The organism is uncultured Sphingomonas sp., from assembly GCF_937859915.1.
Classification (GTDB): Bacteria; Pseudomonadota; Alphaproteobacteria; order Sphingomonadales; family Sphingomonadaceae; genus Solisphingomonas.
Map to the genome: position 1 here is coordinate 1 of NZ_CALMAW010000127.1, position 25,833 is coordinate 25,833.

A 25,833-nucleotide genomic window follows, 5' to 3' on the forward strand; every position below is an offset into this window, starting at 1 on the left:
GACGAGGTCGGCGTCGGTCGGCGCGGCGTCGTCGCGCGGCCCGACCGCGATCAGCGGGACCGGCGGCGCTGGCACGTCCGCCAGATCGCGCGGCGCACGCGCATCGAACCACAGCCAGTCGCGGGTATCGTCGCGCTCGTTGGCGTACGACCGCGATAGCTTGTTCCTGTCCATCGCCTCCCTCTACACTCCTGCGCGATGAAAGAGGCAACCGATCCTGCACGCACGACTGTCCGGTCGGTCGCCGACGCGCACGGAATCGGACTGCTGAACGCGCTCGGCATGCCGATGCGGGTCGCCGCGCGCGCGGATCATCCAGCGCTCGCGTGGCGGCGCGCGGGGCTGATGGCGGTGACGGGACGCGCCGATGGATCCGCTTCGGCCTGTCCGGTACCCCTGACCGAAGCGGCGGACGGCGCGCTGGCCGCGCTGCGCGCGCTAGCACCGGATGCCCCCCTCCCCGCGTCGGGCGCCCTCCTGCTCGGCGAACGCGCCCGGCTGCTCGGGCTCGAGCGGCAGGGCACGATCTCCGCCAACGGCAGTTGCCGGCTGATCGTCTGTCGTGACGGTGGCGTCGCGCTGAACCTGCCGCGGGGCGACGACTGGTCGCTGCTGCCCGCACTCTTCAAAGCCGACGCGGCGCATTGGGCCGATGTCGCACGGCTCGCCCGCACTTGGCCGGTCGACGCGCTCGTCGCACGCGGACGGCTGCTCGGATTGGCTATCGCAGCCGATCGTGCCGCCCTTACTCGTGCTTCACCCTTCGGATCCGCCCGGTGCGCCGCCCCCCGCTCCACGGATGGCCCGCCGCTGGTGATCGAACTGGCAAGCCTGTGGGCGGGCCCGTTGGCCGGCGCGCTGTTGCGCGATTGCGGCGCGGACGTCGTCAAGGTCGAGCGCCGCACGCGACCCGACGGCGCGCGGGGCGGCGATCCGACGGTCTTCGCGTTGCTCAACGCGGGCAAGCGTAGCGTTGCGCTCGATTTCGCGCGATCGGAGGACATCGCGGTGCTGCGCGCGTTGATCCGTCATGCCGATATCGTCATCGAAGGCTCCCGCCCGCGCGCGTTTCGGCAGTTAGGGATCGATGCCGCGGCGGAGGCGGCGCGCGGAGCGACCTGGATTTCGATCACCGCGCATGGCCGCGACGGCGACGCGGCGGACTGGATCGGATTCGGCGACGATGCAGGCGTGGCTGGCGGACTGTCGGCGGCGATGCGGCGTAGCTGGGGCGAACCTTTGTTCGCGGGTGACGCGATCGCCGATCCGCTGACCGGCATCACCGCAGCACTCGCCGGCTGGGCGAGCTGGCTCGGCGGCGGCGGGCGGATCGTCGATATCGCCCTGGCGAGCGTGGTCGCGCATGCCTGCGCACTGGCCGACGCCGACGACGATCTGGCCGGCTGGCAGGCGCTCGCCGTGGCGGACCGCGCGCCGTTCTATGCGATGCGGAGCCCGCGCGGATCGGTTCGCGCGCTCGGCAGCGACACCGTCGCGGTGCTCGGCGGTCTTGCCGTCGCGGCTCCGCTGTGAAAGGCAGCGCGCGATGGTCGCGATCAACAAGCAGGGACAGGCGCTGGGTCGCAAGGGTGCGGAAAGTCGCGCGCGGCTGATCGAGGCGACGCGCGGCCTGATCGCCGAGACCCCCGCCGAGAAGCTGACCGCCAGCGCGGTCGCGCGCGCCGCGGGGCTCGCCTCGCAGACCTTCTACCTCTATTTCGCCGACGTCGACGAAGTGCTGCTATCGCTCGCCAACGAGGCGGCGGGCGACATGGCGGAGATCGTCGCCGAACTCGACCTGCCATGGGAAGCAGTGACAATCGACGCGCACGCCCAGCGCTTCATCGCAGCGTTCTACCGGTATTGGGACAAGCATCGCGCGATCCTGAATGTGCGCAATTTCCGCGCCGAAATAGGTCAGCCGCCATTCGTGCGCGCGCGCGACGACGCGGCAATGCCGGTCGTACGCGGGCTGGCGACCCGGATCGGCGCGGCGCAGCGCGATCCCGCGCTGCCCGAACGCGACGCACTGGCGCGCGCGGTCATCCTCTATTCGTCGATCGAGCGGATGGCCTCGCGCTATGCGATCATTCAGGGCGAGGGATCGCTGTTCGACGCGGAGGATCTGAAGCGCGCCGAGGCCCATATCCTGCGGCTGTTGCTGGCGCCCGCCTGATCCAAAAAAAGGGCGGACCGTTGCCGGACCGCCCCCTTCCTCACGATATCGCGATGCTCACTCGGCGGGTACTGCGGCCATCGCCGCTTCGTCCTGTACACTACCGTCGTCCTTGGCCACGTCGCGGAACATCTTCGTGATGTCGCCCGAGGTGACGCGGCGCGCGACCTCACCCGGTGCGAGGGGCGCCGGACCACCATAGGACACCGGATCGGTATTGACGTGATCCGCCAGCTTTCGCAGTTCGCCGACATTGCAGTTTTCGCGACCGCCCATCGGGCCGAACGCATCGAAATTGTAACGGTCGAGCGCGTTCTTGTGCGTGATCTTGTCGATAGTCTCGTCGCTCAGACCGATCAGGCTCTTGTGCAGGATTTCCGGCACGTCCGGCCAAAGCGTGTCCGAATGCGGATAGTCGCATTCATAGGCGACGTTGTCCTCTCCGATCGCATCGAGGTTCTTGATCCCGAACGCGTCGTCGATGAAGCAGGTCAGGAAATGCTCGCGGAACAAGTCGCTCGGCTTGCGGCCTGGACCGAAATCGGCATGCGTCCACTTGTGGTGCTGCTCGAACGAGAAATCGGCGCGCTCGAGGAAGTACGGGATCCAGCCGATGCCGCCCTCGCTGAGCGAGATCTTGAGAGGGTACTGCTGCAACGCCTTCAGGTGGAGCCAGTCTGCGGCCGAATTGACGATCGAGATCGGCATGGTCGTGATCCACGCATCGATCGGCGATTCCATCGACGCGTGCGGCGCCTGCGCGCCCGATCCGATATGGATGTTGATGTTGATGTCGAGGTCCGCGCAGACCTTCCACAGCGGCTCCCAATGTTCGTTGTGGATGCTCGGATACCCCTTCAGCGCGGGATTGTCCGAGAAGGAGATGTTGTGGCACCCCTTCTTGTTGACGCGCCTGATCTCCTCAACCGTCGCATTGATGTCCCAATAGGGCAGGATCGCGTTGGGGATATTGCGGCCCGGATACAGCCCGCACCACTCGTCGATGTGCCAGTCGTTATACGCCTGCAGGACGATGCGCGCATTTTCCTTGTTGTCGAACATGTGGAACAGGAAGCCGTCGAACGTGACCACGCTCGGGAAATTGAGCGAGGCGAGGATGCCGTTCGCGTTCATGTCCTCGATGCGCGAATCGATGTCCCACGCGCCCTTGCGCATGTGATCGAGGCTAACCGGCTCGCAGCCATATTCCTCCTTCACGCGGCCGACGACGGCGTTCAAGCCAATCGCGCCGGTGCGCTTGCCCTCGTACAGCCAGAAATCGGCGCCGTTCTTGTCCTTGCGAAGCTCGGGCATGAAATGCTTGTGCTGGGCGCTCATGTGCGCCTCGTACATGTGCGGCGGCTCGACGATGTGATCGTCGACGCTCACGATGATCATGTCTTCGACTTTCATTGAACCTCTCCTATTTTTTAAAACCGACATGTTGACGGTTTTGATCTAGCGCCCAATCCTGTCGACGTAAAGCGAGAAGACGCGCCGAGCGTTGCACGATCTGTCAAAATCGCATGCCGATATCGTCCCAGCGCGGACTAATTTGGCAGGGGCATTGCGTTTGACGCGTGCGCCGCGCTGTGGCTCCACCGCATGCTACGCTTGTCCAAGGTGATCGCGATGCCACAGCCCATGGAGGAAACGGTGCCCGGCGCGGCGTTGTCGGCCGCGATACTCCCCGTGACGCCGTTGCCGCCGCCGCGACAGCGCTCGCCGATGCTCGCGCCGCTCGGCGGCAGGACGTTCCGAACGATCTGGTCGGCCAGCCTGATCTCGAACTTCGGTCAGCTGATCCAGGGGGTCGGCGCGGCATGGGCGATGACGCGGATGAGCAGCGATCCGACGATGGTCGCGCTCGTCCAGACCGCGATCATGCTGCCACTGATGCTGGTCGCGATGCCCGCGGGCGCGATCGCCGACATGTTCGATCGCCGCAAGGTGGCGCTGGTCGGGCTCGCCTTCGCCTGCGTCAGCGCCGCGGCGCTCACCACCTGTGCGCTGGCGGGGCTGCTGACGCCGTGGCTTCTGCTGGCCTTCTGTTTTCTGATCGGGACCGGGGTCGCACTCTACGGCCCCGCCTGGCAGTCGTCGATCGGCGAGCAGGTGCCGAGCGAGCAGCTGCCCGCAGCGATCGCGCTAGGATCGATCAGCTACAATATCGCGCGCAGCTTCGGGCCCGCGATCGGCGGCGTGATCGTCGCGGCGCTGGGTTCGGTCGCGGCGTTCGGGGTCAACGCGCTCGCCTATCTGCCGTTGATGGTGGCGATGGCGCTGTGGCGGCGCACGCCGACGCCGTCGCGGCTGCCGCCCGAGCGGATCGACCGCGCGATCATCTCGGGCGCGCGCTACGTGATCCATTCGCCACCAATCCGCATCATCCTCATCCGCACGCTGGTCAGCGGGATCGTCGGCGCGTCGATATCCGCACTGACGCCGCTGATCGCCAAGGACCTGCTCGGCGGCGGCGCCAGCACCTACGGCCTGCTGCTCGGCACGTTCGGCGTCGGCTCGGTCGTCGGCGCCTTGTTCATCGCGCGCGTCCGCGGACGCGTCGATCCCGAGGTCGGCGTACGCGGTTGCGCGCTGCTGGCAGGCGCGATGATCGCGGTGGTCGGTGCAAGCCGCAACCTGTGGCTGACCGGCGCGGCCCTGCTGTTCGCAGGCGCGGCCTGGACGCTGCTGGTCGCGCTGTTTAACGTCGGCGTACAGCTCTCCGCGCCGCGCTGGGTGACGGCGCGCGCAGTGGCGTGGTTCAGTACCGCGATCACGGGCGGCATCGCGTTCGGTGCGTGGCTGTGGGGCCAAGTCGCCGCCGCGCACGGCGTCGGTACGGCGATGACCGTTTCTGGCATCCTCATCATGCTGACGCCGTTGCTGGGCGTCCTGCTGCCGATGCCGAAGATCGCGGGTGCCGAGGTCGACATCGGCGAGCGCGGCCACGCCCCCGCCGTCGCGCTGGCGCTCACCAACCGCAGCGGGCCGATCAACATCGAGGTCGACTACCGCGTCGATCCCGCCGATGCGCGCGCCTTCTACGACGCGATGCAGGGAGTGCGGCGCGCGCGGCTGCGCAGCGGCGGGTTCGAATGGTCGCTGGCGCGCGACATCGAGGACCCGGCGCTGTGGACCGAACGCTATCACTGCCCGACCTGGGGCGACTATCTGCGCCAGCGGACCCGCGCCACGCAGTCCGACGACGAGGCGCAGGCGCGTGCCGAAGCATTCAACAGTGCCGCGCCCGGTGACCGCGTCCGGCGGCGGCTCGAACGGCCGTTCGGTTCGGTTCGCTGGCGTGCCGACACCCCCGATCCACAGGGCGACGCGGTTACACCCTATCCCAGTTGAGCCGTATCGCCGGGACGCTTTCGCCTTGCGGGCTCTGGCTCCTTGGCGCCCCGGTCGGCACGTTATGGGCACAGTCTCGAAGGGCATGCCATGCAGGAAAACGACCTTCCGGTGTCGGCGATCGCCGATGCCCGCACCTTTACCGATCAAGCAGCACTGCACGGACTGCTCGCGCGGCTCCGGCGGACCGATCCGATGCCGTGGGTGGAGTCCGGCCTCACCCGGCCGTTCTGGCTGGTGACGCGCCACGCGGACATCACCGCGATCGAGCTGCAGCCCGACCGCTTCATCAACCAGCCGCGCCAGGCGATTCTCCCGATCGCCTATGAACAGGCCGCCGCGGCGCGGACCGGCGGCAAGGGCTATCAGGAGGTGATGCGCAACCTGGTCGCGATGGACGGGCGCGAACACCGCGTGTTCCGCGCGATCGCGCAGAGCCAGTTCCTGTCCAAGGCGCTGGGCGTCATCCGCGACGATATCGATGCGCTCGCAGTCGAGTTCGTCGACCGGATGGAAGCGCGCGGTAACGCGTGCGATTTCTCCGCAGAAATCGCGATGTGGTATCCCTTGCGCGTCATCATGACGATCTTGGGCGTCCCGCGCGAGGACGAGGCACTGATGCTGCGCTTTACGCAGCAGGTGCTGACCAGCCAGGATCCCGAATATTCGCAAGGCGGCGGCGGCATCTCTGCGATGATTCAGATGTTCGACTATTTCCGCCCGCGCATCGCCGACCTGCGCGTGACACCGACCGAGACGATCGGCAGTGTCGTCGCCAACGCGCGCGTCGACGGAGATCTGCTGAGCGATCGCGATGTGTTCGGCTATTTCCTGATCCTGGCCACCGCCGGGCACGACACCACCAGCTACAGCCTGGCCGGTGGGCTGCTCGCGCTCCTGGAAAATCCGGAGGCGTTCTCCCGGCTGCGCGCCGACCCGTTGCTGATTCCCGCAGCGGTGGACGAGATTATCCGCTGGTCGAGTCCCGTGCGCCACTTCGCACGCACCGCGGTGGAAGACGGCGAGATTGCCGGCACCGCGTACAAGGCGGGTGACACGTTTCTTCTGTCCTACCCGTCGGCGAACCGCGACGCGGCAGTGTTCGACGATCCCTTCGCATTCCGCATCGACCGAAAGCCCAACCGCCATCTCGCCTTCGGCACCGGCCCGCACCTGTGCCTTGGGCAGCATCTCGCGAGAATGGAGCTGGCAGCGTTCCTGCGCGAATTCGTCGCGCGGATCGACACCGTCGAACTCGCAGGCGAGCCGCGCTGGACCGAGTCGACCTTCGTCGGCGGCACGAAGGCACTGCCGGTACGCTACCGCTTCAAGGACCGCGTACCGGCCTGATCCGTGTCAGCCGATTCGGCAGGCACAGATCTTGTTGCCGTCGAGATCGCGGAAATAGCTCATGTAGGAGCCGCGGTCGCCCGGCGCGCCCTCGTCGATTGCACCCAGCGACACCGCCTTGGCATGGAATGCATCCACCGCTTCGCGTGTCGGAAGGTCGAGTGCGATCATCGTTCCGTTGCCCGGCGTCGCAGGTCCCCTGTCGAACGGCGCCAGCACGCGAAGACCAACTTGCCGTCGCGACCAAAGATCGTGCCGCTACGTGGATGATCGAACAGCTTCGGGAGTCCCGTGCCGTCGAACAGCGCGATATAGAACGGAACGGAGCGGTCCAGATCGTTCGATCCGATCGTAGCTTAAGTGAGCATGGGCGATCCTTCGTCGGGTCTGATCGCGCGACGCTATCAGCGACGACCGGCCGCGAAATGCCCGGTTGACCGATATCGCCCCCACGGCTTGCACCGCGTGCGGCGTTGCCGCCTATCCGACGATCGAACGAGCGGAGATCTAACGATGGACGGAATGACCGGCCCGGTCCTTTACGAAGTGCTGTCCGACCATGTCGCGCAGGTGACGCTGAACCGTCCCGAGAAGCGCAATGCGGTCAATCCCGAGCTTGCCGATGCGATGGAGGCGATCGTCAGGCGCATCGAGGCGGATCGCGCGATCCGCGCGGTGGTGCTGACCTCGTCAGAGCCGCGCGTCTTCTGCGCCGGCGCCGATCTGGCCGCGGTCAGCGCCGGCAAGGGGCGCGGGATCGAGACCGCCGCGGGCGGGTTCGCGGGGCTGGCCTATGCGATCCGTTCGACGCCGTGGATCGCCGCGGTCGAGGGTGCGGCGCTGGGCGGCGGGCTCGAGTTGGTACTCGCGTGCGAGATGGTGATCGCGTCGGAGAATGCGCGGTTCGGCCTCCCAGAGGCGAAGCACGGGCTGATCGCGGCGGCGGGCGGCGTCCACCGGCTGGCGGCGATGCTGCCGCGCGCGATCGCGAACGAGATGATCGCGACCGGCGATCCGATCGACGCGCCGCGCGCCTATCATCTGGGCCTTGTCAACCGCGTAGTCGAGCCCGGGGCCACGTTGGCCGCGGCGATTGATCTCGCCAATCGGATCGCCGTCAATTCGCCGCTGGCGGTGCAATATGCGTTGCAGGGCGCGCGCGCGAGCGCGGCGTTGCCAGACTTCGCGGGGCGGATGGTCGTCGCCGAGCGTTTCGCGGCGCTGCGCCAGACTGACGATTTCGCCGAGGGTCCCCGCGCGTTCGTCGAGAAGCGCGCACCCGTCTGGACGGGGCACTGACGCCGATGCATCCGCGTCTGCATGCCGAGGCCCGGCCCGACCATGTCGCGCTGATCGTCGCTGCGACGGGCCAGACGATCACCTACCGCGATCTAGAGACGCGGGCGAACCGCGGCGCGCGTGCGTTGCGCACGCTTGGACTGGAGATCGGCGATACAATCGCGCTGCTGTGCAACAACCGCCCCGAATGGCTCGACGTCTATTGGGCGGCGCAGCGCAGCGGGCTGACGCTGGTGCCCGCCTCGACGCGGCTCAAGACAGAAGAGATCGCCTATATCGCCGCGGACAGCGGCGCAAAGGCAGTGCTGATCTCCGATGCGCTCGCCGACACCGCGCGCGTGCTGCGATATACACCCGGGGTGCCGGCGCTGGTCGGCATCGGCGCGATCAACGACCTGCCCGATTGGACGACACTTGCCGCCGCGGAGCCCGACGTGCCGATCGCCGACGAGCAGAACGGCACGCGGATGCTTTATTCATCGGGCACGACCGGCCGCCCCAAGGGCATCCGCGCCGCGCCCGCGCTCGGCTCGCCGATCCAGGCCAATCCGGGCGCAACGCTGTTCGGCGGGATGTACGCGCTGGGGCCGGACACGGTGTACATGGCCCCAGCCCCGCTCTATCATAGCGCGCCGCTCGGCTTCGTCGTCGCTGTACAGGCGCATGGCGGCACCGTCGTACTGCTTCCCAAGTTCGAGCCCGAGGCGTTCCTGCGCGCGATCGAGCGATGGCGCGTCACCACAGTTCAGGTGGTGCCGACGATGTTAATCCGCCTGCTGAAGCTGCCCGACGACATCCGCGCGCGCCACAACCTGTCGTCGTTGACCAACGTCATCCATGCCGCCGCGCCCTGCCCGATCCCGGTCAAGCGCGCGATGATCAATTGGCTCGGGCCGGTGATCGACGAGTTCTATGCTGGCACCGAGGGCAACGGCACCTGCCGGATCACCAGCGCGGAATGGCTCGCCAGGCCGGGTTCGGTCGGCCGGCCGATTTCCGGCGAGTTGCACATCTGCGACGATTCGGGCGCGGAACTGCCCGTCGGCGAAACCGGTACGGTGTGGTTCGGCGGAGGCAAGCCGTTCCGCTATCACAATGACGATGCCAAGACCGCGCAGTCTCGGCATCCGCAGCATGACGACTGGTCGACGATGGGCGATGTCGGGCATGTCGATGCCACTGGCTATCTGTTCCTTTCCGATCGCAAGGACTTCATGATCATCTCGGGCGGGATCAACATTTACCCGCAGGAGGTCGAGAACCTGCTCGTCACGCACCCCGAGGTCGCCGACGTCGCGGTGTTCGGCGTGCCCAACCCCGAATTCGGCGAGGAGGTGAAGGCAGTGGTGCAGCCGGTCGACTGGGCTTGCGCAGGCGATGCGCTTGCGGACGAGCTGGTAGCATTTTGTCGTACAAGCCTCGCCGACGTGAAATGTCCGCGGTCGATCGACTTCGATCCGGCGCTGCCCCGCACCGACACGGGCAAATTGTTCAAGAAAGAGGTTCGCGCCCGTTACTGGCCGACCTCATAAGCAGCGCAGGCACGATCTGGAGCACTATCGACCATCGGAAAAAGCTTCGCCACCCCGACGTGAAGCGATGAAAAAAAGATCAGGACGAGGACATGGACATGCAAATTGGGCGGCTTCCGAATGGCAGGATCGCACCCCGTTCCAGCAACTATCGGGCGTATCGCTGAGATGGCAGACGATCAGATCAGATCGCTCACATTCGACGGCCATGGTGTCGCAATCGCTGGCGATAGCGTCGGTTCGGCGGATGCGCCGCCGATCCTTTTCCTTCACGGCGGTGGCCAGACCCGACAAAGCTGGGGCAAGGCGCTCGTCGAGGCCGCACGGCGTGGATACCACGGCATCGCGATCGACCTGCGCGGTCACGGCGAAAGCGGGTGGGCGCCCGACGGCGACTATTTGGTCCAGACGTTTTCGGAGGATGTCCGTGCGGTCGTCGAAGCACTTGAAAAACCGCCGATACTGGTCGGCGCGTCGCTAGGCGGGCTTGCCGCGCTTCTAGTCGCAGCCGCCCCCCCGCCCCTGGTTGCCGGCCTGGTGCTTGTCGACGTCGCCGCTCGGATCGAGCCCGAAGGTGCCGCCGAAATCGGTCGTTTCATGACTGCGGCGCCGGACGGCTTCGCCTCGCTCGCCGACGCGGCGGACGCGGTGGCTGCCTATCTGCCGCATCGCTCGCGCCCGACCGACCCGTCGGGCTTGCTGCGCAATCTGCGGCTGCGCGACGATGGCCGCTATCATTGGCATTGGGATCCCGCTTTCCTCCGCATCGGCGCCGACGAGCGCTCACCCGCCCCCGATCCCCGGCTGTTCGACGATGCCGCGCGCAAGCTACGCGTCCCGACGTTGCTGATCCGCGGCGGGCGCAGCCGGGTTGTCAGTCGCGAGGGAGTACGCGCCTTTCTCGAACTGGCGCCGCATACCGAATTCGTCGACGTCGCGGATGCCGATCACATGGTCGCAGGGGATGCGAACGACAGTTTCAACGCCGCAGTCTTTGCGTTCGTGGCGAGACACGTGGCCTCTCGATAAGGAATCACCACGCCTTTCGAAGACATCCGGCATCGGCGATCCGATTCTTGTTTATGGGACGATCGGCGAATACGATAACGTGATGTTGCGTCTCGGTTTGATTACGACGGTTCGACGTTTAGATTCCAGGGGCGCGCGCAGCCTCAATGTCACTAAGTAGCTGCCAGATGCGGCCGTCAATCACTTTGGCTGCGTGATCCCGACGTGCTTCCACCGCGCCGTGAAGTGCGATCAGCACGCGCCGGAGACGTGCATTCTCGCGGTCGAGATCGCTAATACGGATGCTCGGATCGACCGAGGCCGCGGCTTCGCGAAGTTGTATCGCCAGATCATCGTCGACGCTCGCCGTTGCCTCGGCGAACAGCGTGCGCAACCATGCATTCTCCTCGGCGCGAATCGCCGCCGCATCATTGACCGCCAGCGCTGAAATCCTGGTCAGTATCACCGCCAACCGTGCAGCCTCGCAGGCGAACGGATCGTCGAGCACGGGCGCGATCCGCGTCTCCAGCGCGTGCGCAATGCCGTTCAGGCTCGTTTCCAGCGTCAGGCTCAATGGAATATTCCCCGATCGCGCAGTATGTCCAAAATTTCCCGGCGATGGAAATGCCCGGCCCGGATCGCCGACACGCCGACGACCATTTCTCGCGCCTTGCCTTCGGTGAAGCTCGCCTCGGCCGTCGTCCAGATCGCGCAGCCCTTGACCGGCGCGAACAGCCGCCACCAGTCGAGCGCGGCCCGATCGACGACGCGCCCGCTCGCCGCTTCCCATTCGGCAAGCCCTTCGTCGAGCGGCAAGTGTCGGGTCATCGGCCACATCCCGTCGATCGCCCAAGCAACGTCTTCCAGCGGGTCGCCGACATGCGCCATCTCCCAGTCGAGCACTGCGGTGATCGTGCCGTCGGGTGTGAAAAGGAAATTGCCCGAGCGATAGTCGCCATGGATCAGCGCGGCGCTGGCGGGCTCGGGCGGCGGCGCGGCGCGCAAGCGGCGGATCGCGCCGTGAACGATCGGCTCGGGGACATATTCGCCGGCATCGAGAATCGCTTCCCAGTGGTCCAGCTCCAGCGACGCGAAGCCGCTCACCTCGCCTCCGTTGCGCAAGTCGGTCAGCCCCAGCGCGACCGGGTCGAGCGCTGCGAGCGTGCCGAGATGCCGCCAGAATTCCCGTGCCACCTGCGCCGCGTGCTCGTCGAACGTCTCGGTCGACACGAACGGGTTGCTCGGCCGCCCGGCCATGCAGTCCATCACGAAGAACGGTCGGTCGAGCCATGCGGTATCGAGTTCGAGATGATGCACCGCAGGCACCGGCACGCCGGTGCCCGCGAGCGCGGCGTAGACGGTATATTCCAGGTCGCGCTCGGCGACGATCAGCCCGGAGGGGGGCGCGCGGCGCAAGATCAGCCGCTTCTCGACCCCATCGCCATTGGCGTCGGTCCAGCGCGCGGTGAACCGGTATACCTCCTGGCTGCTACCGCCGTGTATGCGCGACAGATCGTCCACGGCCATGTCGCTAGCGCCAGGCGTATGTGCCGCCAGGTAGGCGGCGATCGATGCCGAAAGGTCGATCACCGTGCCTCGTAGAATTCGTAAGACAGCCGCGCCGCGCCCCCGCCGGTCAGTGTCAGCGTCGCCTTGCCGACCGCCTGCACCTTGTTGAGCCATGCATAGCGTTCGTCGCCCGTCTCGAACGTCGGCGCGACAATCACGGTGATCCCGGCCGCCATGTCCGACAGGTCGAGCCTTCCGCCATAGGTCATGTAGATCAGCGCATCGTCGTGCGTACGGATCGTCAGGCGGACATCGATCACCGCGATCGACCCGGTCCGCACCGCATAGTCCGCCGCAGCGGGCCCCGCGAGCGTCCCGCGCAGCCGATCGCCCTCCAGCGTGACGCTGGTCAGCGCGCCGATCGACCGGCTACCCGCGGGGCCGGTGCCGACGAGCAGCGCGGGCGACGCCTCCATCGTGGCGGTACACAGGGGAATCAATTCGATCATGGGTCCTCCTTGAACGCGGGCTGCGCAATGGCGCGGGTGGACAATGGCCATAGGCTGTACACCAAGACCAGACCCTTCTCCCCATCATCGCGCCGCCGATGTCGCATATGGAACTCCACGTCGTGTCGTCTGTCGTCTGCGGCAGTCTGTGTGCGGACGATATTGGAAGGTTATGTGTCCGCAAAAAGCATTGTCCGCCGTCGAGGCGGATCGTGGTATCGTTCACTAGTTTGTCGCCGATGATCTCTCTGGCAGCAGTGCGTGTTCAGCGAGATCGCCGATGCGCCCCGGGATCAAGTACCCGCGGCCCGAACGTCTCCTGCGCCTTTCCCGCTCCCGAGGCATCGAACGCATGAGTCAGGAACGTGCCGGGCGTGTCCGCCAGGGTGCCGATAACGACCAGCGCCAGATCCCCAACATTAGAATGATGCCACCCTTAGCCGCAGCACAGGCGACCTACCCGTGCTGGCCTTCGAGCCCCGCGATCGAATTGGTGTTGACGATTACCCCGCAAGGCAATCGGCAAGAGGTGCTGACGCTGAACGCGCTGATAAGATAGAGGGCGGTAGGATGTGCGAAGCCGGCAAGCGACGGGCGGCTCCCCTCGCGCGCCAAGACGCGGGTGTGCTTCACGGGCGGCGGCGACCGCAGTTCAGATCAGTTCCTCGTTCAAGATGTTGGTGGGAACACGGGCCGCACCATTGTCGATTTACGCGGCGAGGGTTTGAAGCAACCGCCGCAAGTCCTCGCTTCACCGCTCATATCTCGACTCCGCCTTAGCAGCGTTAAGGTACCGGTCGTTTTGAATATCATGAAGATGACGGTGGAGGTCGAGCGAAACTGCGATCGGTAAGTCGAGCAGCAGCTGCGCCATCCCCTTGGCGATCGGATCGATCGCGGTGGAGGCGAGCACGCCGCCATCCATCGAATCGGCGACGACGAAGTTGATCGCCGACAAGCCCGGTACCGCGAACCGCTCGACCGACAGCGGCGTGCCGTTCCCGATCAGGCCGCCATAATGCGCGCCTACCCACTCTGGCGTCAACGCGGCGGCGACATAGGGCAGGAAACGCGGCTCGCGCGCGATCACCGCGACGTTGAAGAGGTTGCCCTTGTCGCCGCTGCGCGCCCAGGCGAGCCGGATCAGCGGCACCGTGAACGCCGGATCGATATCGTCTGGAAGCCCCGGCAGCGCAGGCGCGGGTGCCGCGCGCGACGCCTCGTCACGACCGCCCGTTACCGCCGTGAATGGCACATGCGCGCCGTCGAGCGTCACGTGCTGCATCACGAACGCCTTGGGCAACAGGAACCCCGCGATGCGCTGTACGGGGCGGACCGACGCCGCCATGCCCATCGTGGTGCCGACCGCCATGTGGCTGATCGCCGAGCCCTGTTCGCGCGCCAGCAATTCGGCGCCCGCGCGATCGGGATGGTCGGCGATCAGTCGGCAGATCGCGGGATCGGCCGGGCCGCCGCGCCCGCCGATCACGTCGCAGCGCGTGCGCGTGAACGGCGGGCGCTGGCTTGCGCGCAGCATCGCGTCACCGCGTGCGAACAGCGCCTCGCCCATCCGCTTCGCCTTTTCGTCCGCTTCCAGCCCGATCACCGGGATCAGCGCGGTGGCGCGCCAGCCTTCGTCCCAAGTGAGGCTCGCCTTGTACGTGTCCGTTCGGCCGAGACCGCGCGCGCCGGTCACCTCGACCCGATCGGGCGCGAGATGGCGAAGCCGGACGTCGGTGAAATCGCATATCACGTCGGCGACATAATAACGCTGCGGGTCGCTGACCTCGTAGAGGAGCTGTTCGGACACGGTGCCGATCGAGACCAGCCCGCCCGTCTCGTCGGGCTTGGTGACGACCAGGCTGCCGTCGGCGCGGCATTCGCCGATCGGCATGCCGATCCCCGCCCAGTCGGGCACGTCGCGCCAGTCGGTAAAGGTGCCCCCCGTCACCTGCGCCGAACATTCCAGTAGATGTCCCGCGAGCGTGCCCGCCGCGAGCAGGTCGAAATCGTCCGGGCCCCAGCCGAATTCGTGGATTAGAGGTCCGAGCGCGAGTGCGCTGTCGACCACACGGCCGGTGACGACGATGTCTGCGCCCGCGGCGAGCGCCGCGGCGATCGGGAAGGCGCCGGTATAGGCCACAAGGCTGTCGATACGGTCGGCATCGGCTATTCGATCCGCGATCGATCCACCGTCGAACATGTCTCGCGTGTCCCGCCCGACTATACGCCCGACACGTCCGGTGAGGTCGTCGCCCTCGACCACGCCGATACGCGGCGACAGCCCCTGCGCCGCCGCCGCATCGCGCAGCGCCTGCGCGCACGCCGTCGGCGCCAGCCCCCCGGCATTGGCGACGACGCGGATGCCGCGGTCGAGCAGCGTCTGGAGATGCGGCAGGATATAGCCGTCGACGAAGTCCGTCGCGAACCCCTGCCCCGTGCTCGTCGCTATTCCGCGCCCGAGCCCGCCCATCACCGATTCCGCGAGAAAGTCGAAGATGATGTAATCGAGGTCGCCACCCTTCGCGAGCAGCTGCGCGATGCCCATCCGGCTGTCGTTGTAGAAGGCGGTCGCCGCGCCGATCTTGACGACGCGGTCGCCCCCTCGCGCCGTCACGCCGCCGCCCCGTGCAGCGCGCGCCGCAGCGCGGTTCGCGACACCCGCCGTGCCTCACGCGTGACATGCGCGTCGATCGTCCCGAACGCGTGGAACGCGCCGGGCCAAACGTGCAGCTCGACCGGCACTCCCGCACGGGTCAGGCGGCGCGCGTAATCGAGCGATTCCTCCAGGAACAGATCGATCGCGCCGACATGGATATAGGTCGGCGGCAGGCCGGACAGGTCGTCCGCGCGGGCGGGCGAGGCATAGGGCGACACCGCACCCTTTCGGTCGCTTAACATCGACGCCCAGCCGAATCGGTTGTGCGCACGCGTCCAGCCGACCTGGCCGACATGCGGGTGATCACTGTCGACGCTGCGATCGTCGAGCATCGGTTCGGCAAGATACTGAAAGGCGGGCATCGCCGTGCCGCGGTCGCGCGCCAGCAGCACCATGCCGGCGACCAGCCCCGCGCCCGCGCTCTCGCCCGCGACCACGATTCGTGCTGGATCGACGCCGAGTTCGGGGGCCGCACCCTGCAACCACAGCAATGCGGCGTGGCAATCCTCGACGGGGCCGGGAAACGGCGTCTCGGGCGCGAGACGATAGTCGACCGAGACGACGACGCAATCCATTTCGGCGGCGTACGCGCGGCTGTTCGGGTCGCTCATGTCGGCACTCCCGCTGACGAACCCGCCGCCGTGGATATGGAGGATCGCCGGCAGTGCCGCCGCACCGCGATTGCCGGGCGTATAGATCAGCACGCGCACATCAGGCGCGCCGTCGGGGCCGGGAACCCGCCGGTCGTCGACGCCCACGGCGCGCATCGCCTCCGAGGTCGGCTTCGGGATCGCCGCTACGATCGCGATCAGCATCGCGCGGTAGGCGGGCAGCGTTTCCGCGGTGAGATCGCCGGACAAGGGTTCCTGTCGCCCGGCAGCGAGCTCGGGATCAATCAGATGGCGGCTCATAAAGCGTCCCTTTCCAAAAACATCGCTGCGGCGGCGTCGTGACCGTTCTGCAAGTCCGGCATTGAACCGATCCGCCGCATGCCGCATTCCCTTGGCTCCACCGAAGCGGCGGACCCAAGGATGTGTGACCGATACCCTGCGCGATGACCACGATCACGCCCTTCCGGCTCGACATCGCCCAGACGGTGCTTGACGATCTGCGCGAGCGGCTGGCACGCACGCGCTGGCCCGAGCGCGAGACGGTGGACGATCGCAGCCAGGGCGTGCCGCTCGCCGACGTGCAGGCGCTATGCGCCTATTGGCGCGACATGTACGACTGGCGGCGGTGCGAGACGCGGCTGAACGCACTTGGCCAGTATCGCACCGAGATCGATGGGCTGGGCATCCATTTCCTGCACGTGCGCTCGCCCGAGCCCGATGCGCTGCCGCTGATCCTGACGCATGGCTGGCCCGGCTCGGTCGTCGAGCTCCTCGACGTGATCGGCCCCTTGAGCGATCCGGCGGCGCATGGCGGCGACCCGCGCCAGGCGTTTCATGTCGTTGCGCCGAGCCTGCCGGGCTATGGCTTCTCGGATCGGCCGGCGGACGCCGGCTGGTCGCTGCCGCGGATCGCGCGCGCGTGGGTCGAACTGATGCGGCGGCTTGGCTATGACTGGTTCGTCGCGCAGGGCGGCGATTGGGGCGCGGGCGTCACCACCGCGATGGCGGCGCTACGCTCGCCCGAACTCGCCGCGATCCACCTCAATTTCGTCGTTGTGCCGCGCCTACCCGAGGACCGGGAAGACCCGACCGAGCAGGAGGCGCGCGCGCTCGCCGACATCGATCGTTTCACGACTGACGGCCAGGGCTATTCGGGGTTGCAGAGCACGCGCCCACAAACGCTCGGCTATGCCCTGACCGACTCGCCTGCGGGGCAGGCGGCGTGGATCTACGAAAAGATCCTCGTGTGGAGCGACCCGGCCAGCGTGCTCGACTGCGACCGCGTGCTCGACGCCATCATGCTCTACTGGCTCCCCGCCACCGCCGCCTCCTCGGCGCGGCTGTATTGGGAGAGCTTGGCACAATTCTCGAGCGGGACGCTCGACCTGCCCGTCGCGTGCAACATCTTCCCGCACGAGATCATCCGCCCGTCGCGGCGCTGGGCAGCGCGCAAGTTCCCCAACATCATCCACTGGGGCGAGCCGGCGCGCGGCGGGCACTTCGCGGCGTTTGAACAGCCTGCGCTGTTCGTCGACGAGCTGCGCGCGGCTTTCACCGCCATCCGCCCCAGAGAAGTACGCGCATGAGCCTCCTGAAAGTGCCCCCGCAGGTCGACGTCCTGGTCATCGGCGCCGGGTTCGCCGGGCTTTATGCGCACTACAAGCTGCGCGGCATCGGGCTGACCGCGTTCGGGTTCGAGGCCGCGCCCGACGTCGGCGGGACTTGGTACTGGAACCGTTATCCCGGCGCGCGCTGCGACGTCGAGAGCCTCGATTACAGCTATTCCTTCTCGCCCGAACTGCTTGATGACTGGCGCTGGAGCGAGCGGTTCGCGACGCAGCCCGAGATCCTGCGCTATGCCGAGCATGTCGCCGACCGCTTCGACCTGCGCCGCGACATCGCCTTCGCCACACGCGTCACCGCCTGCAGCTATGACGATGCGACCGCGACCTGGACGATCCGCAGCGATCGTGGCGAGACGATACGCTGCCGCTACCTGATCGCGGCGGTGGGCGGTCTGTCGCTACCCAAACCACCCGAGATTCCGGGACTCGAGAATTTCGCCGGCCGCTGGCTGCAGACCAGCGCCTGGCCGCACGAACCGGTCGATGTGGCGGGCAAGCGCGTCGGCGTGATCGGTACCGGCTCGTCGGGCATCCAGGTCATCCCGATCCTTGCCCAACAAGCTGCGCACCTGACGGTGTTCCAGCGCACTCCCAACTACAGCGTCCCCGCGCTCAACGGCCCGGTCGACCCGGCCTACGAGGCGCATGTCCGTGCCGACTATACCGCGCACCACCGCGCCAACCGCCAGACCAAGGGCGGCGTGCCGGCGCGGATCAACACGGGGGTCTCGGCGATGTCGGTGACGCCCGAGGAACGCCAAGCGCAGTTCGAGAAGGCCTGGGGGTTCGGCACGTTCAGCCTGCAAGCGGTGTTCAACGATCTGACGACGCATCCGAAATCGAATGCCGCCGGCGCCGCCTTCGTCCATGCCAAGATCCGCAAAATCGTGAAGGATCCCGCGACCGCCGACAAGCTGCTGCCGAAAACCTTTCCGTTCGGCACCAAGCGGCTGTGCCTCGACACCGGCTACTACGCGACCTTCAACCGCGACGACGTTACGCTCGTCGATCTGCGCGCGTCGCCGATCGAGCGTATCACCGCGTCCGGCATCCGCACGAGCGACGCGGACCACCCGCTCGACCTGATCGTGTTCGCAACCGGGTTCGATGCGGTGACCGGGCCGCTGCTCGCTCTCGGCATCGCCGGCGCGAACGGCGTGGCCCTGCGCGACGCCTGGGCGGACGGGCCGCAAAGCTATCTCGGGCTGATGGTCGCGGGGTTTCCAAACCTTTTCACCGTCAACGGACCCTCGAGCCCTTCGGTGCTGGCCAACATGCTGCAGACCATCGAGCATCATGTCGACTGGATCGCCGACTGCATCGCGCATGCCGAACACCGCGGGTTCGACCGGATCGAAGCACGCGCGGATGCGCAGACCTCCTGGGCCCAGGAGGTCGCCGACATGGCGGACAAGACGCTCTATACCAAGGCCGAAAGCTGGTACATGGGCGCGAACGTCCCGGGCAAGCCGCGCGTTTTCCTGATGTATATCGGCGGACTCGATCGGTACGTCGACAGGGTCGAGGCGATTGTCCGCGACGGCTATGCCGGCTTCGCCTTCTCCCGCGTCCGGGTGCCCGAGGAACGATTATGAAAGCTGCCATCCTGCGCGCCGCGCGCGAGCCGCTAAGCATCGAGACGGTTGAGCTGGACGGCCCGCGCGCCGATGAAGTGCGCATTCGCGTCGCCGCGAGCGGCCTGTGCCACAGCGACTATCACGTGATTTCGGGCGACCTCGGCTCGGACTTCCCCATCGTGCTGGGGCACGAGGCGTCAGGCGTCGTCGAGGCGGTCGGCAGCGACGTGCGCGGACTGACGCATGGCGACCACGTCGTCACCTGCACGTCGATCTTCTGCGGACATTGCAGCGAGTGCCAGGACGGCCTTAACCATCTGTGCAGCGACAAGCCGGTACGCGCGCAGCCACAACTCAACTCGCCGATCCGGCAGAACGGCCTGCCCGTGCAGCAATTTTGCAATCTGGGCGCGTTCGCCGAGGAGATGGTCGTGCACCGTAGCGGGGTGGTGAAGCTGCCTAAGGCGATGCCGCTCGACGTCGCTGCGGTGCTCGGATGCGCAGTGCTAACGGGGATCGGATCGGTGACCGCGGGCGCCGAGGTGAAGCCCGGCAGCAAGGTGGTCGTGCTCGGCTGCGGCGGGGTGGGGCTCAACGTCGTGCAGGGCGCACGGCTGGCGGGCGCCGCGCAGATCGTGGCGGTCGATCTCAATCCGGCAAAGCTCGCGCTTGCACAGGTGTTCGGCGCAACCGACACGATCCTGGGCGGCGAAGGCGTGGTGGAGCGCGTGATCGAGGCGACCGGCGGCGGCGCGGACTACGCGTTCGAGGTGGTGGGGCTACCCGCGCTCCAGCGCCAGGGCTTCATGATGCTGCGCAAGCGCGGCACGCTGATGATTGTCGGCATTACCGAGATGAGTGCGGAACTGAGCGTGCCCGCGTTGATGCTGCTGGGCCGCGAGATCCGGATCATCGGCTCGAATATGGGCTCCGTGCCGTTCCAGCGCGTCATCCCGACTTATGCGCAGCTCTATCTCGACGGGCGGCTGACGCTCGACCCACTTATCTCGCAGCGCATCGTGCTCGAGGACATAAACCGCGGCTACGAACAGCTCATCGCGGGTGAGACGGCGCGCAGCGTCATCGTCTTCAACTAGATCGAGAGGATATCATGGCCACCAACGCCCCCCGCGCCGCCCACGTCCGCCATCCGCGCAACTTCTTCATCGACGGCGGCTGGGCGGAGCCCTCCGCCGCCACGACGATCGACGTGGTCGACAGCGCCACCGAGGAGGTGTTCCTGACCGTCGCCGAGGCGCAGGCGCCCGATATCGACCGCGCCGTAGCCGCCGCACGCCGTGCGTTCGACGAGGGCCTTTGGCCGCGCATGACGCCGGCCGAGCGCGGGGCATACCTGAACCGGATCGCCGACGCCTGGGACACGCGTGGCGAGACGCTGGCGGATACCTGGTCGTCGGAATCGGGCGTGCTGCGGTCGATGTCGATCCATTCCGCCAAAGGCGTCGCGGGCGTGTTTCGCTATTATGCCGGGCTCGGGGACACATTCGCCTGGGAAGAGAAGCACACGAGCAACACCGGGCTTCCCGCGCTGCTGGTGCGCGAGCCCGTCGGCGTGGTCGCCGCGATCATCCCGTGGAACGCCCCGCATTCGCTGATGGCGTACAAGGTCGCCGCCGCGCTGATCGCAGGCTGCACGGTGATCGTGAAGGCCTCCCCCGAGGCGCCCTCTTCTCCCTATTTCCTCGCGGAGATCTGCGAGGAAGTGGGGCTGCCCGCAGGCGTCGTCAACGTGCTGACCGCCGACCGCGACGTGTCGGAACTGCTGGTGCGCGACGCGCGTGTTGACAAGGTGAGCTTCACCGGATCGACCGCCGCGGGACGCAGGATTGCGTCGATCTGCGGCGAGCGGATCGCACGCGTGACCCTGGAGCTGGGCGGCAAGTCGCCCGCGGTGATCCTCGACGATTACGACATCGGCAAGGCGGCGGCGACGATCGCGCGGATCGCGCCCGCCATGACGGGGCAGATCTGCTCGTCGCTCACCCGCATCATCGTCGGCGAGAAGCGCCACGACGATCTGGTCGATGCGCTCGCGACCGCCTTTTCGGGCATCACGATTGGCGATCCCTACGACGCCGCGAGCCAGATGGGGCCGCTCGCGATGGCGCGGCAGCGCGACCGCGTGGAATCGTTGATCGGCCAGGCAAGATCGGAGGGCACGCGGCTCGCGGTCGGCGGCGGGCGTCCGGCCCACCTCAACCGCGGTTACTATATCGAGCCCACCATATTCGCCAACGTCGACAATAATTCGACCATCGCGCGTGAGGAGATCTTCGGACCCGTCCTGAGCGTGATCCCCGCGCGCGACGAGGAAGAGGCGATCGCGATCGCCAACGACACGATCTATGGCCTCAACAGCAGCGTGTTCACAGACGATCCCGAGCGTGCCTATGCGGTCGGACGGAGGCTGCGCGCGGGCACGATGGGACATAATGGGTTCAAGAACGACTTCGGCATCGCGTTCGGCGGCTTCAAACAGTCGGGGATTGGGCGCGAGGGTGGCGTTGAGGGGCTCCACCCCTATCTGGAGGCCAAGACGATGATCTTCGAGCAGGCACCAGAGGCGGCACGCTGAACAGCTCAGCGCCAGGAGAAGCCGCCATCGACGGGGATCTCGGTCCCTGTCGTGAAGCGGGAATCCGCGCTGGTCAGGAACAGCGCGGCGGCGGCGACGTCGCCCACCTCGCCCAACCGCCGCAGCGCGACGCGCGATGCGGCGCGCTCGGCATGCTCGGGGTTCTCCCACAGATACCGCGTCATCTCGGTGCGTATCACACCCGGACAGATCGTGTTGGCGCGGATCCGCGGCCCGAGATCGAAGGCGAGCGCCTTGGTCATCATGGCGACGCCCGCCTTGCTCGCCGAATAGCCGACCGTCCCCGCCATCGGCATCAGCGCGCTGACCGAGGCGATGGTGACGATCGTCGCCGCCTCCGCGCGGCGCAGTGCGAGCAGCGCGGCCTTCATGACGTTGAACGGACCCGTGAGGTTGACCGCGATCATCCGGTCCCAGCTCGCCGGATCGAGCTCGTCGATCGGCGTGATGTCGAGGATGCCGGCGGCGTTGACGATGCCGTCGATCCCGCCCATCGCCGCCTCCGCCTGCGCGATCGCGGTTCCCACTGCGGGGCGATCCGTCACGTCGCAGCCGATCCCGATGCCGCCGATCGCTGCCGCCGCCGCCTCGACGCGCGCCGTGTTGCGGTCGAGCAGCGCTGCTGCCGCGCCGTGCCGCACGAACAGGTCGGCGATGGCGTACCCCATGCCGCCCGCAGCGCCGGTAATGACGATCTTCCGTCCTGCAAGCTTGTCCATCGCCGCTCCTTTTGAATAGCGCGATCCAACCTATCATCGGGAAGCCTCCAGTGCAGCCGAACACCGCGTCTAGACCGGACATATCGCCCCGGCACATCATCATCGGCGCGGGCATGGCGGGCCTGCTCGCGGGCATCCGGCTGCTCGAACGCGGCGAAACCGACTTCACCATCTACGAAAAGGGCGATGCGGTCGGTGGCACCTGGCGCGACAACACCTATCCAGGACTTACCTGCGACGTGCCCGCGCACTCCTACACCTATTCGTTTGCACCCAACCCGGACTGGAGCGCCTATTTCGCCCCCGGTCCGGAGATCCGCGCCTATTTCGAGCGGATCGCGCGCGCGCACGGGCTGCACGACCATATCCGCTTCGGCGCCGAGGTCGCGCGCTGCGAATGGACTGGGCAGGACTGGCGGGTTGTCGACGCGAAGGGACATCAGGATCGCGCCGACGTGGTGATCGCGGCGACCGGCGTACTGCATCACCCCAAATATCCCGATATCCCAGGGCTTGCCGACTTCTCCGGCGCTTGTTTCCACAGCGCGCGCTGGGATCATACGGTGCCGCTCGACGGCAAGCGGATCGGCGTGATCGGCAATGGTTCGACCGGGGTGCAGATCGTTTCCGCGCTAGCTAGTCGCGCGGCGCGGCTGGTGCAGTTCCAGCGCACGCCACAATGGATCATGCCCGTTCCCGACATACGATACACCGACGAAGATCGCCGCGCGTTCCACGACGATCCTATGCGGATCGAAGCGGTGCGCAGCGGCCCCGAGGCACAAGCGCGGCGGGCGCGCTTCACATCCGCGATCATCGACGCCGAATCGACCGAGCTCGCGGAGATCCAGGGTATCGTCGAGCGGAACCTTGAGGACAGCGTGACCGACCCGGTGCTGCGCGCGAAACTGCGCCCCGACTATCGCGCGGCGTGTAAACGCATGGTCTTTTCGCCAGGCTATTATACCGAGGTGCAGCGGCCGAGCGTGTTCGTTGTAACGGGCAGCATCGCACGGATCGAGGCGGACGGCGTGCGCCTGCAGGACGGCATCTTCCACTCGCTCGACATCCTAGTACTCGCGACCGGCTTTCATGCCGACCGGTTCGTGCGGCCCGCTCAGGTGCTGGGTGAACAAGGCATCGATCTCGACACGGTCTGGCGCACTGATCCGACCGCCTACTATGCAGTCGCGATCCCGCACTTTCCCAATTTCTTCCTGATCAACGGCCCGACCGGGCCGGTGGGCAATTTCTCGCTGATCGACATCGCGGAGAAGCAGTGGGACTATATCGCGCAGCTCGTCGACCTGATCCGCTGTGGCGAAGCGCACGCCGTGGCGCCCACCGACGCCGCGCTTGCCGCCTATGAACGGCGACGGCGTGAGGCCGCACGCAGGACGGTCTTTGCGACCGGCTGCGACAGCTGGTATCTCGGCGCAACCGGCGAACCGCAGGTCTGGCCTTGGAGCTACGCCCATTTCGCCGAAGCGATGGCACATCCGCGGCTCGACGACTATGCGCTCGCCGGGCCTTAGGTCGGCCTATCGCCGAAGAGTATCACCGGCGGCATCTGCGCGTAATGCGCCAACGAGCTCGAACATCGTCTGCGGCCCGCCGGTTGAGCTGGCGCCGACCAACTGCGTCAACGTGTCCGGATTTGTCGGCCACCAGCCGCCCGCGATCAGCCCCTTCGCCACATCGCAAGCCCAACCGCCGTCTTGACTTGCGCGGATCGACATGATTGAATCTACAGGAAAGCCGCCCTGGACCGAGTCGACCCTCGTCGGTGATGCTAAGGCGTCGCCGGTACGCCACCGCTTTAAAAACCGCGTACCCGCCTGATCCGTGTCAACCGTTCCGCAACGCTTCTCATCCCATACGACGCGCGCCACATCAGTAGGACGTCGAGATTCTGACGCCGGCCGCTGCGGAGCGGACGTCGCAGCACAGGGCGTGGAACAGTTTTATGCCGCAACACAACCTGTATGCCGCGGCGTTCACAGGTTCGCGACCAGCATGGCGAGATAGAGCGGTCGATCCGCGTTCGCCACACGCACGATTGGCCATCAATTTGAGGACCGGGCCGTAGCCACCCAGGCGCCAATGCCCGCCCACGCGCGTAACGATTATCATGCATACCGCCGAAATGCGCGCCTGGAGCGTAGCGCTCGCTCAATGCAGGTGTCCACGTATTCTGCCCCATGGGCAATCACGGCCGATCGTCTGCGCGCCGGCCTCGACTGACAGAAGCACGATCTGCCAGGCGTCAGTCACCTATTCCGCGGCAACCAAGGTCGGCTCGTCATCCTCGAACTGGTAGAAGCGCTGGTATGCGCGTCGATAGGCTAGGATCGGACCATCGTTCTTAACGAGCAGCGGATGCAGTTGGAAGCGCTTGGTCTCCCAGATCGGGATGTCCTGGTTTACCTGCTTAACTAGGTCGCGCATCCGTGCGACCGTCACGCGCATCTTGCCTTCGCTGATGCCAGGCGGATGATAGAGCTGCCAGCGCACGTGTGTGGTGTGCCCGTCGACCGCGGTGATCTGCTGCATCATCGTCACTTGCGTGATGTCGGTGAAGCGCGTGATCGACTGGCCGGGCCCTTGCGCCCAGGTATCGATCTTGCCGGTCATCGGCCCGCGCGGCGTCGTCATCTCCGACACCACGACGTTGCGACGCGCCCAGCCTTCCATCTTGAACTCTGTCGCGGGCGGGCCCGACGTGCCGTGGACCGCGCGGAAGTGCGCATAGTCCTGCCCGTTTTCAGTGATCTCCTGCACATGCGTCTTCACGACCCAGTCATGCTTCTCGGCGCAGACCCAGCCCTCCTGCGTGATCTCGTCCGCGGTCGCCACGTCCCATTTGGGCGCGGCACGACGCGGATGATACCAGACATAGACGATGCCCAGCGACTCCTCGATCGGCCAGGTCGGCAAACAGCCGCGCTTGAGCTTCAAGGGGATCGAATCGCTGTACGGGATGTCCGTCACCCCGCCCTCGCCGTTGAAGCTCCAGTGATGGAACGGGCAACGGATATCGTTGCCGATCACTTCGCCCAGGCCAAGATGCGCGCCCAGATGCGGGCAATAGGGATCGACCGCGTTGAGCACGCCGTCCTCGCCGCGCCACACGACCACTTCCGTCCCGAAATACTTACACGTTTTCAAGGTGCCGGGCGCGATCTCGTCCGACATCGCCACCGCGAACCACCCGAACGGCAGCGGCAATGCGTCATAGCCCCGCTGCGCCTCGATCACCTGCTCGTCCATATCTGCCTCCGTCGG

21 protein-coding genes are annotated in these 25,833 nt (G+C 66.7%); 12 read left to right on the forward strand and 9 right to left on the reverse strand.

Features of this window, described 5'->3' with window-relative positions:
• The first annotated feature begins 282 nt into the window (after window positions 1–282).
• Together Q0326_RS16940 and Q0326_RS16945 are read left to right on the forward strand one after the other, a co-directional pair.
• Complete coding sequence (locus Q0326_RS16940) at window positions 283–1,533, forward strand: CoA transferase (protein ID WP_298692770.1); 1,251 nt, start codon at window positions 283–285, stop codon at window positions 1,531–1,533.
• Window positions 1,534–1,546: 13 nt separating this feature from the next.
• Complete coding sequence (locus tag Q0326_RS16945) at window positions 1,547–2,176, forward strand: TetR/AcrR family transcriptional regulator (RefSeq protein WP_298692772.1); 630 nt, start codon at window positions 1,547–1,549, stop codon at window positions 2,174–2,176.
• A 57-nt stretch (window positions 2,177–2,233) separates the two neighbouring features.
• Here the strand turns inward: Q0326_RS16945 and Q0326_RS16950 are convergent, their stop codons facing one another.
• The gene (locus tag Q0326_RS16950; protein WP_298692774.1) at window positions 2,234–3,589 is read right to left on the reverse strand and encodes an amidohydrolase family protein; all 1,356 of its coding nucleotides are present in this window, start codon (window positions 3,587–3,589) and stop codon (window positions 2,234–2,236) included.
• 219 nt (window positions 3,590–3,808) lie between these two features.
• Here Q0326_RS16950 and Q0326_RS16955 point away from each other — a divergent pair, with 219 nt between their 5' ends.
• On the forward strand, window positions 3,809–5,533 hold the full coding sequence (locus tag Q0326_RS16955) for an MFS transporter (RefSeq protein WP_298692776.1): 1,725 nt from the start codon (window positions 3,809–3,811) through the stop codon (window positions 5,531–5,533).
• Window positions 5,534–5,623: 90 nt separating this feature from the next.
• On the forward strand, window positions 5,624–6,883 hold the full coding sequence (locus Q0326_RS16960; RefSeq protein WP_298692778.1) for a cytochrome P450: 1,260 nt from the start codon (window positions 5,624–5,626) through the stop codon (window positions 6,881–6,883).
• 6 nt (window positions 6,884–6,889) lie between these two features.
• On the opposite strand, the gene Q0326_RS16965 is transcribed toward Q0326_RS16960, so the two are convergent.
• Complete coding sequence (locus Q0326_RS16965; RefSeq protein WP_298692780.1) at window positions 6,890–7,054, reverse strand: hypothetical protein; 165 nt, start codon at window positions 7,052–7,054, stop codon at window positions 6,890–6,892.
• Between the two features lie 351 nt (window positions 7,055–7,405).
• On the opposite strand from Q0326_RS16965, the gene Q0326_RS16970 reads away from it, so the two are divergent.
• The 3 genes from Q0326_RS16970 (at window position 7,406) to Q0326_RS16980 (ending at window position 10,743) form a co-directional block, all read left to right on the forward strand.
• The gene (locus Q0326_RS16970) at window positions 7,406–8,182 is read left to right on the forward strand and encodes an enoyl-CoA hydratase-related protein (protein WP_298692782.1); all 777 of its coding nucleotides are present in this window, start codon (window positions 7,406–7,408) and stop codon (window positions 8,180–8,182) included.
• A gap of 5 nt (window positions 8,183–8,187) precedes the next feature.
• Complete coding sequence (locus tag Q0326_RS16975; protein ID WP_298692784.1) at window positions 8,188–9,714, forward strand: acyl-CoA synthetase; 1,527 nt, start codon at window positions 8,188–8,190, stop codon at window positions 9,712–9,714.
• Between the two features lie 168 nt (window positions 9,715–9,882).
• Entirely contained in the window at window positions 9,883–10,743 is an 861-nt protein-coding gene (locus Q0326_RS16980; protein ID WP_298692786.1) for an alpha/beta hydrolase, read from the forward strand.
• Window positions 10,744–10,861: 118 nt separating this feature from the next.
• Here the strand turns inward: Q0326_RS16980 and Q0326_RS16985 are convergent, their stop codons facing one another.
• From Q0326_RS16985 to Q0326_RS17005, 5 genes are all read right to left on the reverse strand, one after another.
• Window positions 10,862–11,296, reverse strand: coding sequence for a hypothetical protein (locus Q0326_RS16985; RefSeq protein WP_298692788.1), 435 nt, complete (start codon window positions 11,294–11,296; stop codon window positions 10,862–10,864).
• Window positions 11,293–12,249 carry a phosphotransferase family protein gene (locus tag Q0326_RS16990; RefSeq protein ID WP_298692789.1) on the reverse strand — a complete coding sequence of 319 codons (957 nt, stop codon included), beginning with the start codon at window positions 12,247–12,249 and terminating at the stop codon, window positions 11,293–11,295. Before Q0326_RS16990 ends, Q0326_RS16985 begins: the two co-directional genes overlap by 4 nt.
• A 59-nt stretch (window positions 12,250–12,308) precedes the next feature.
• Window positions 12,309–12,740 (reverse strand): DUF3237 domain-containing protein, encoded by a 432-nt coding sequence (locus tag Q0326_RS16995; protein WP_298692791.1) that lies wholly within the window; start codon window positions 12,738–12,740, stop codon window positions 12,309–12,311.
• Window positions 12,741–13,491: 751 nt separating this feature from the next.
• Window positions 13,492–15,357, reverse strand: coding sequence for an acyclic terpene utilization AtuA family protein (locus Q0326_RS17000; RefSeq protein WP_298692793.1), 1,866 nt, complete (start codon window positions 15,355–15,357; stop codon window positions 13,492–13,494).
• Complete coding sequence (locus tag Q0326_RS17005; RefSeq protein ID WP_298692795.1) at window positions 15,354–16,310, reverse strand: alpha/beta hydrolase; 957 nt, start codon at window positions 16,308–16,310, stop codon at window positions 15,354–15,356. The genes Q0326_RS17000 and Q0326_RS17005 overlap by 4 nt, the downstream gene beginning before the upstream one ends.
• Window positions 16,311–16,453: 143 nt before the next feature.
• On the opposite strand from Q0326_RS17005, the gene Q0326_RS17010 reads away from it, so the two are divergent.
• The 4 genes from Q0326_RS17010 to Q0326_RS17025 are packed head-to-tail and all read left to right on the forward strand — an operon-like array spanning window position 16,454 to window position 21,808.
• Window positions 16,454–17,596 carry an epoxide hydrolase family protein gene (locus tag Q0326_RS17010; protein WP_298692797.1) on the forward strand — a complete coding sequence of 381 codons (1,143 nt, stop codon included), beginning with the start codon at window positions 16,454–16,456 and terminating at the stop codon, window positions 17,594–17,596.
• Window positions 17,593–19,230: an NAD(P)/FAD-dependent oxidoreductase gene (locus tag Q0326_RS17015; RefSeq protein WP_298692799.1), complete on the forward strand. Its 1,638-nt coding sequence runs from the start codon at window positions 17,593–17,595 to the stop codon at window positions 19,228–19,230. The genes Q0326_RS17010 and Q0326_RS17015 overlap by 4 nt, the downstream gene beginning before the upstream one ends.
• The gene (locus Q0326_RS17020; protein ID WP_298692801.1) at window positions 19,227–20,309 is read left to right on the forward strand and encodes a Zn-dependent alcohol dehydrogenase; all 1,083 of its coding nucleotides are present in this window, start codon (window positions 19,227–19,229) and stop codon (window positions 20,307–20,309) included. Before Q0326_RS17015 ends, Q0326_RS17020 begins: the two co-directional genes overlap by 4 nt.
• Window positions 20,310–20,323: 14 nt before the next feature.
• Window positions 20,324–21,808 carry an aldehyde dehydrogenase gene (locus Q0326_RS17025; protein WP_298692803.1) on the forward strand — a complete coding sequence of 495 codons (1,485 nt, stop codon included), beginning with the start codon at window positions 20,324–20,326 and terminating at the stop codon, window positions 21,806–21,808.
• 5 nt (window positions 21,809–21,813) lie between these two features.
• Here Q0326_RS17025 and Q0326_RS17030 read toward each other — a convergent pair whose 3' ends face one another.
• Window positions 21,814–22,548 carry an SDR family NAD(P)-dependent oxidoreductase gene (locus tag Q0326_RS17030; RefSeq protein WP_298692805.1) on the reverse strand — a complete coding sequence of 245 codons (735 nt, stop codon included), beginning with the start codon at window positions 22,546–22,548 and terminating at the stop codon, window positions 21,814–21,816.
• Between the two features lie 50 nt (window positions 22,549–22,598).
• On the opposite strand from Q0326_RS17030, the gene Q0326_RS17035 reads away from it, so the two are divergent.
• Complete coding sequence (locus Q0326_RS17035; RefSeq protein WP_298692807.1) at window positions 22,599–24,083, forward strand: NAD(P)/FAD-dependent oxidoreductase; 1,485 nt, start codon at window positions 22,599–22,601, stop codon at window positions 24,081–24,083.
• Window positions 24,084–24,822: 739 nt separating this feature from the next.
• On the opposite strand, the gene Q0326_RS17040 is transcribed toward Q0326_RS17035, so the two are convergent.
• Window positions 24,823–25,818, reverse strand: a complete 996-nt coding sequence (locus Q0326_RS17040; RefSeq protein ID WP_298692809.1) for a Rieske 2Fe-2S domain-containing protein — start codon at window positions 25,816–25,818, stop codon at window positions 24,823–24,825.
• Between the last annotated feature and the right edge of the window lie 15 nt (window positions 25,819–25,833).

What these genes read in the sequence shown, in the direction of transcription:
- Q0326_RS16940 (WP_298692770.1), top strand. Translation starts at nt 283, where the DNA reads ATGCCGATGCGGGTCGCCGCGCGCGCGGATCATCCAGCGCTCGCGTGG.
- Q0326_RS16945 (WP_298692772.1), top strand. Translation starts at nt 1,547, where the DNA reads ATGGTCGCGATCAACAAGCAGGGACAGGCGCTGGGTCGCAAGGGTGCG.
- Q0326_RS16950 (WP_298692774.1), bottom strand. Translation starts at nt 3,589, where the DNA reads ATGAAAGTCGAAGACATGATCATCGTGAGCGTCGACGATCACATCGTC.
- Q0326_RS16955 (WP_298692776.1), top strand. Translation starts at nt 3,809, where the DNA reads ATGCCACAGCCCATGGAGGAAACGGTGCCCGGCGCGGCGTTGTCGGCC.
- Q0326_RS16960 (WP_298692778.1), top strand. Translation starts at nt 5,624, where the DNA reads ATGCAGGAAAACGACCTTCCGGTGTCGGCGATCGCCGATGCCCGCACC.
- Q0326_RS16965 (WP_298692780.1), bottom strand. Translation starts at nt 7,054, where the DNA reads ATGATCGCACTCGACCTTCCGACACGCGAAGCGGTGGATGCATTCCAT.
- Q0326_RS16970 (WP_298692782.1), top strand. Translation starts at nt 7,406, where the DNA reads ATGACCGGCCCGGTCCTTTACGAAGTGCTGTCCGACCATGTCGCGCAG.
- Q0326_RS16975 (WP_298692784.1), top strand. Translation starts at nt 8,188, where the DNA reads ATGCATCCGCGTCTGCATGCCGAGGCCCGGCCCGACCATGTCGCGCTG.
- Q0326_RS16980 (WP_298692786.1), top strand. Translation starts at nt 9,883, where the DNA reads ATGGCAGACGATCAGATCAGATCGCTCACATTCGACGGCCATGGTGTC.
- Q0326_RS16990 (WP_298692789.1), bottom strand. Translation starts at nt 12,249, where the DNA reads ATGGCCGTGGACGATCTGTCGCGCATACACGGCGGTAGCAGCCAGGAG.
- Q0326_RS16995 (WP_298692791.1), bottom strand. Translation starts at nt 12,740, where the DNA reads ATGATCGAATTGATTCCCCTGTGTACCGCCACGATGGAGGCGTCGCCC.
- Q0326_RS17005 (WP_298692795.1), bottom strand. Translation starts at nt 16,310, where the DNA reads ATGAGCCGCCATCTGATTGATCCCGAGCTCGCTGCCGGGCGACAGGAA.
- Q0326_RS17010 (WP_298692797.1), top strand. Translation starts at nt 16,454, where the DNA reads ATGACCACGATCACGCCCTTCCGGCTCGACATCGCCCAGACGGTGCTT.
- Q0326_RS17015 (WP_298692799.1), top strand. Translation starts at nt 17,593, where the DNA reads ATGAGCCTCCTGAAAGTGCCCCCGCAGGTCGACGTCCTGGTCATCGGC.
- Q0326_RS17020 (WP_298692801.1), top strand. Translation starts at nt 19,227, where the DNA reads ATGAAAGCTGCCATCCTGCGCGCCGCGCGCGAGCCGCTAAGCATCGAG.
- Q0326_RS17025 (WP_298692803.1), top strand. Translation starts at nt 20,324, where the DNA reads ATGGCCACCAACGCCCCCCGCGCCGCCCACGTCCGCCATCCGCGCAAC.
- Q0326_RS17030 (WP_298692805.1), bottom strand. Translation starts at nt 22,548, where the DNA reads ATGGACAAGCTTGCAGGACGGAAGATCGTCATTACCGGCGCTGCGGGC.
- Q0326_RS17040 (WP_298692809.1), bottom strand. Translation starts at nt 25,818, where the DNA reads ATGGACGAGCAGGTGATCGAGGCGCAGCGGGGCTATGACGCATTGCCG.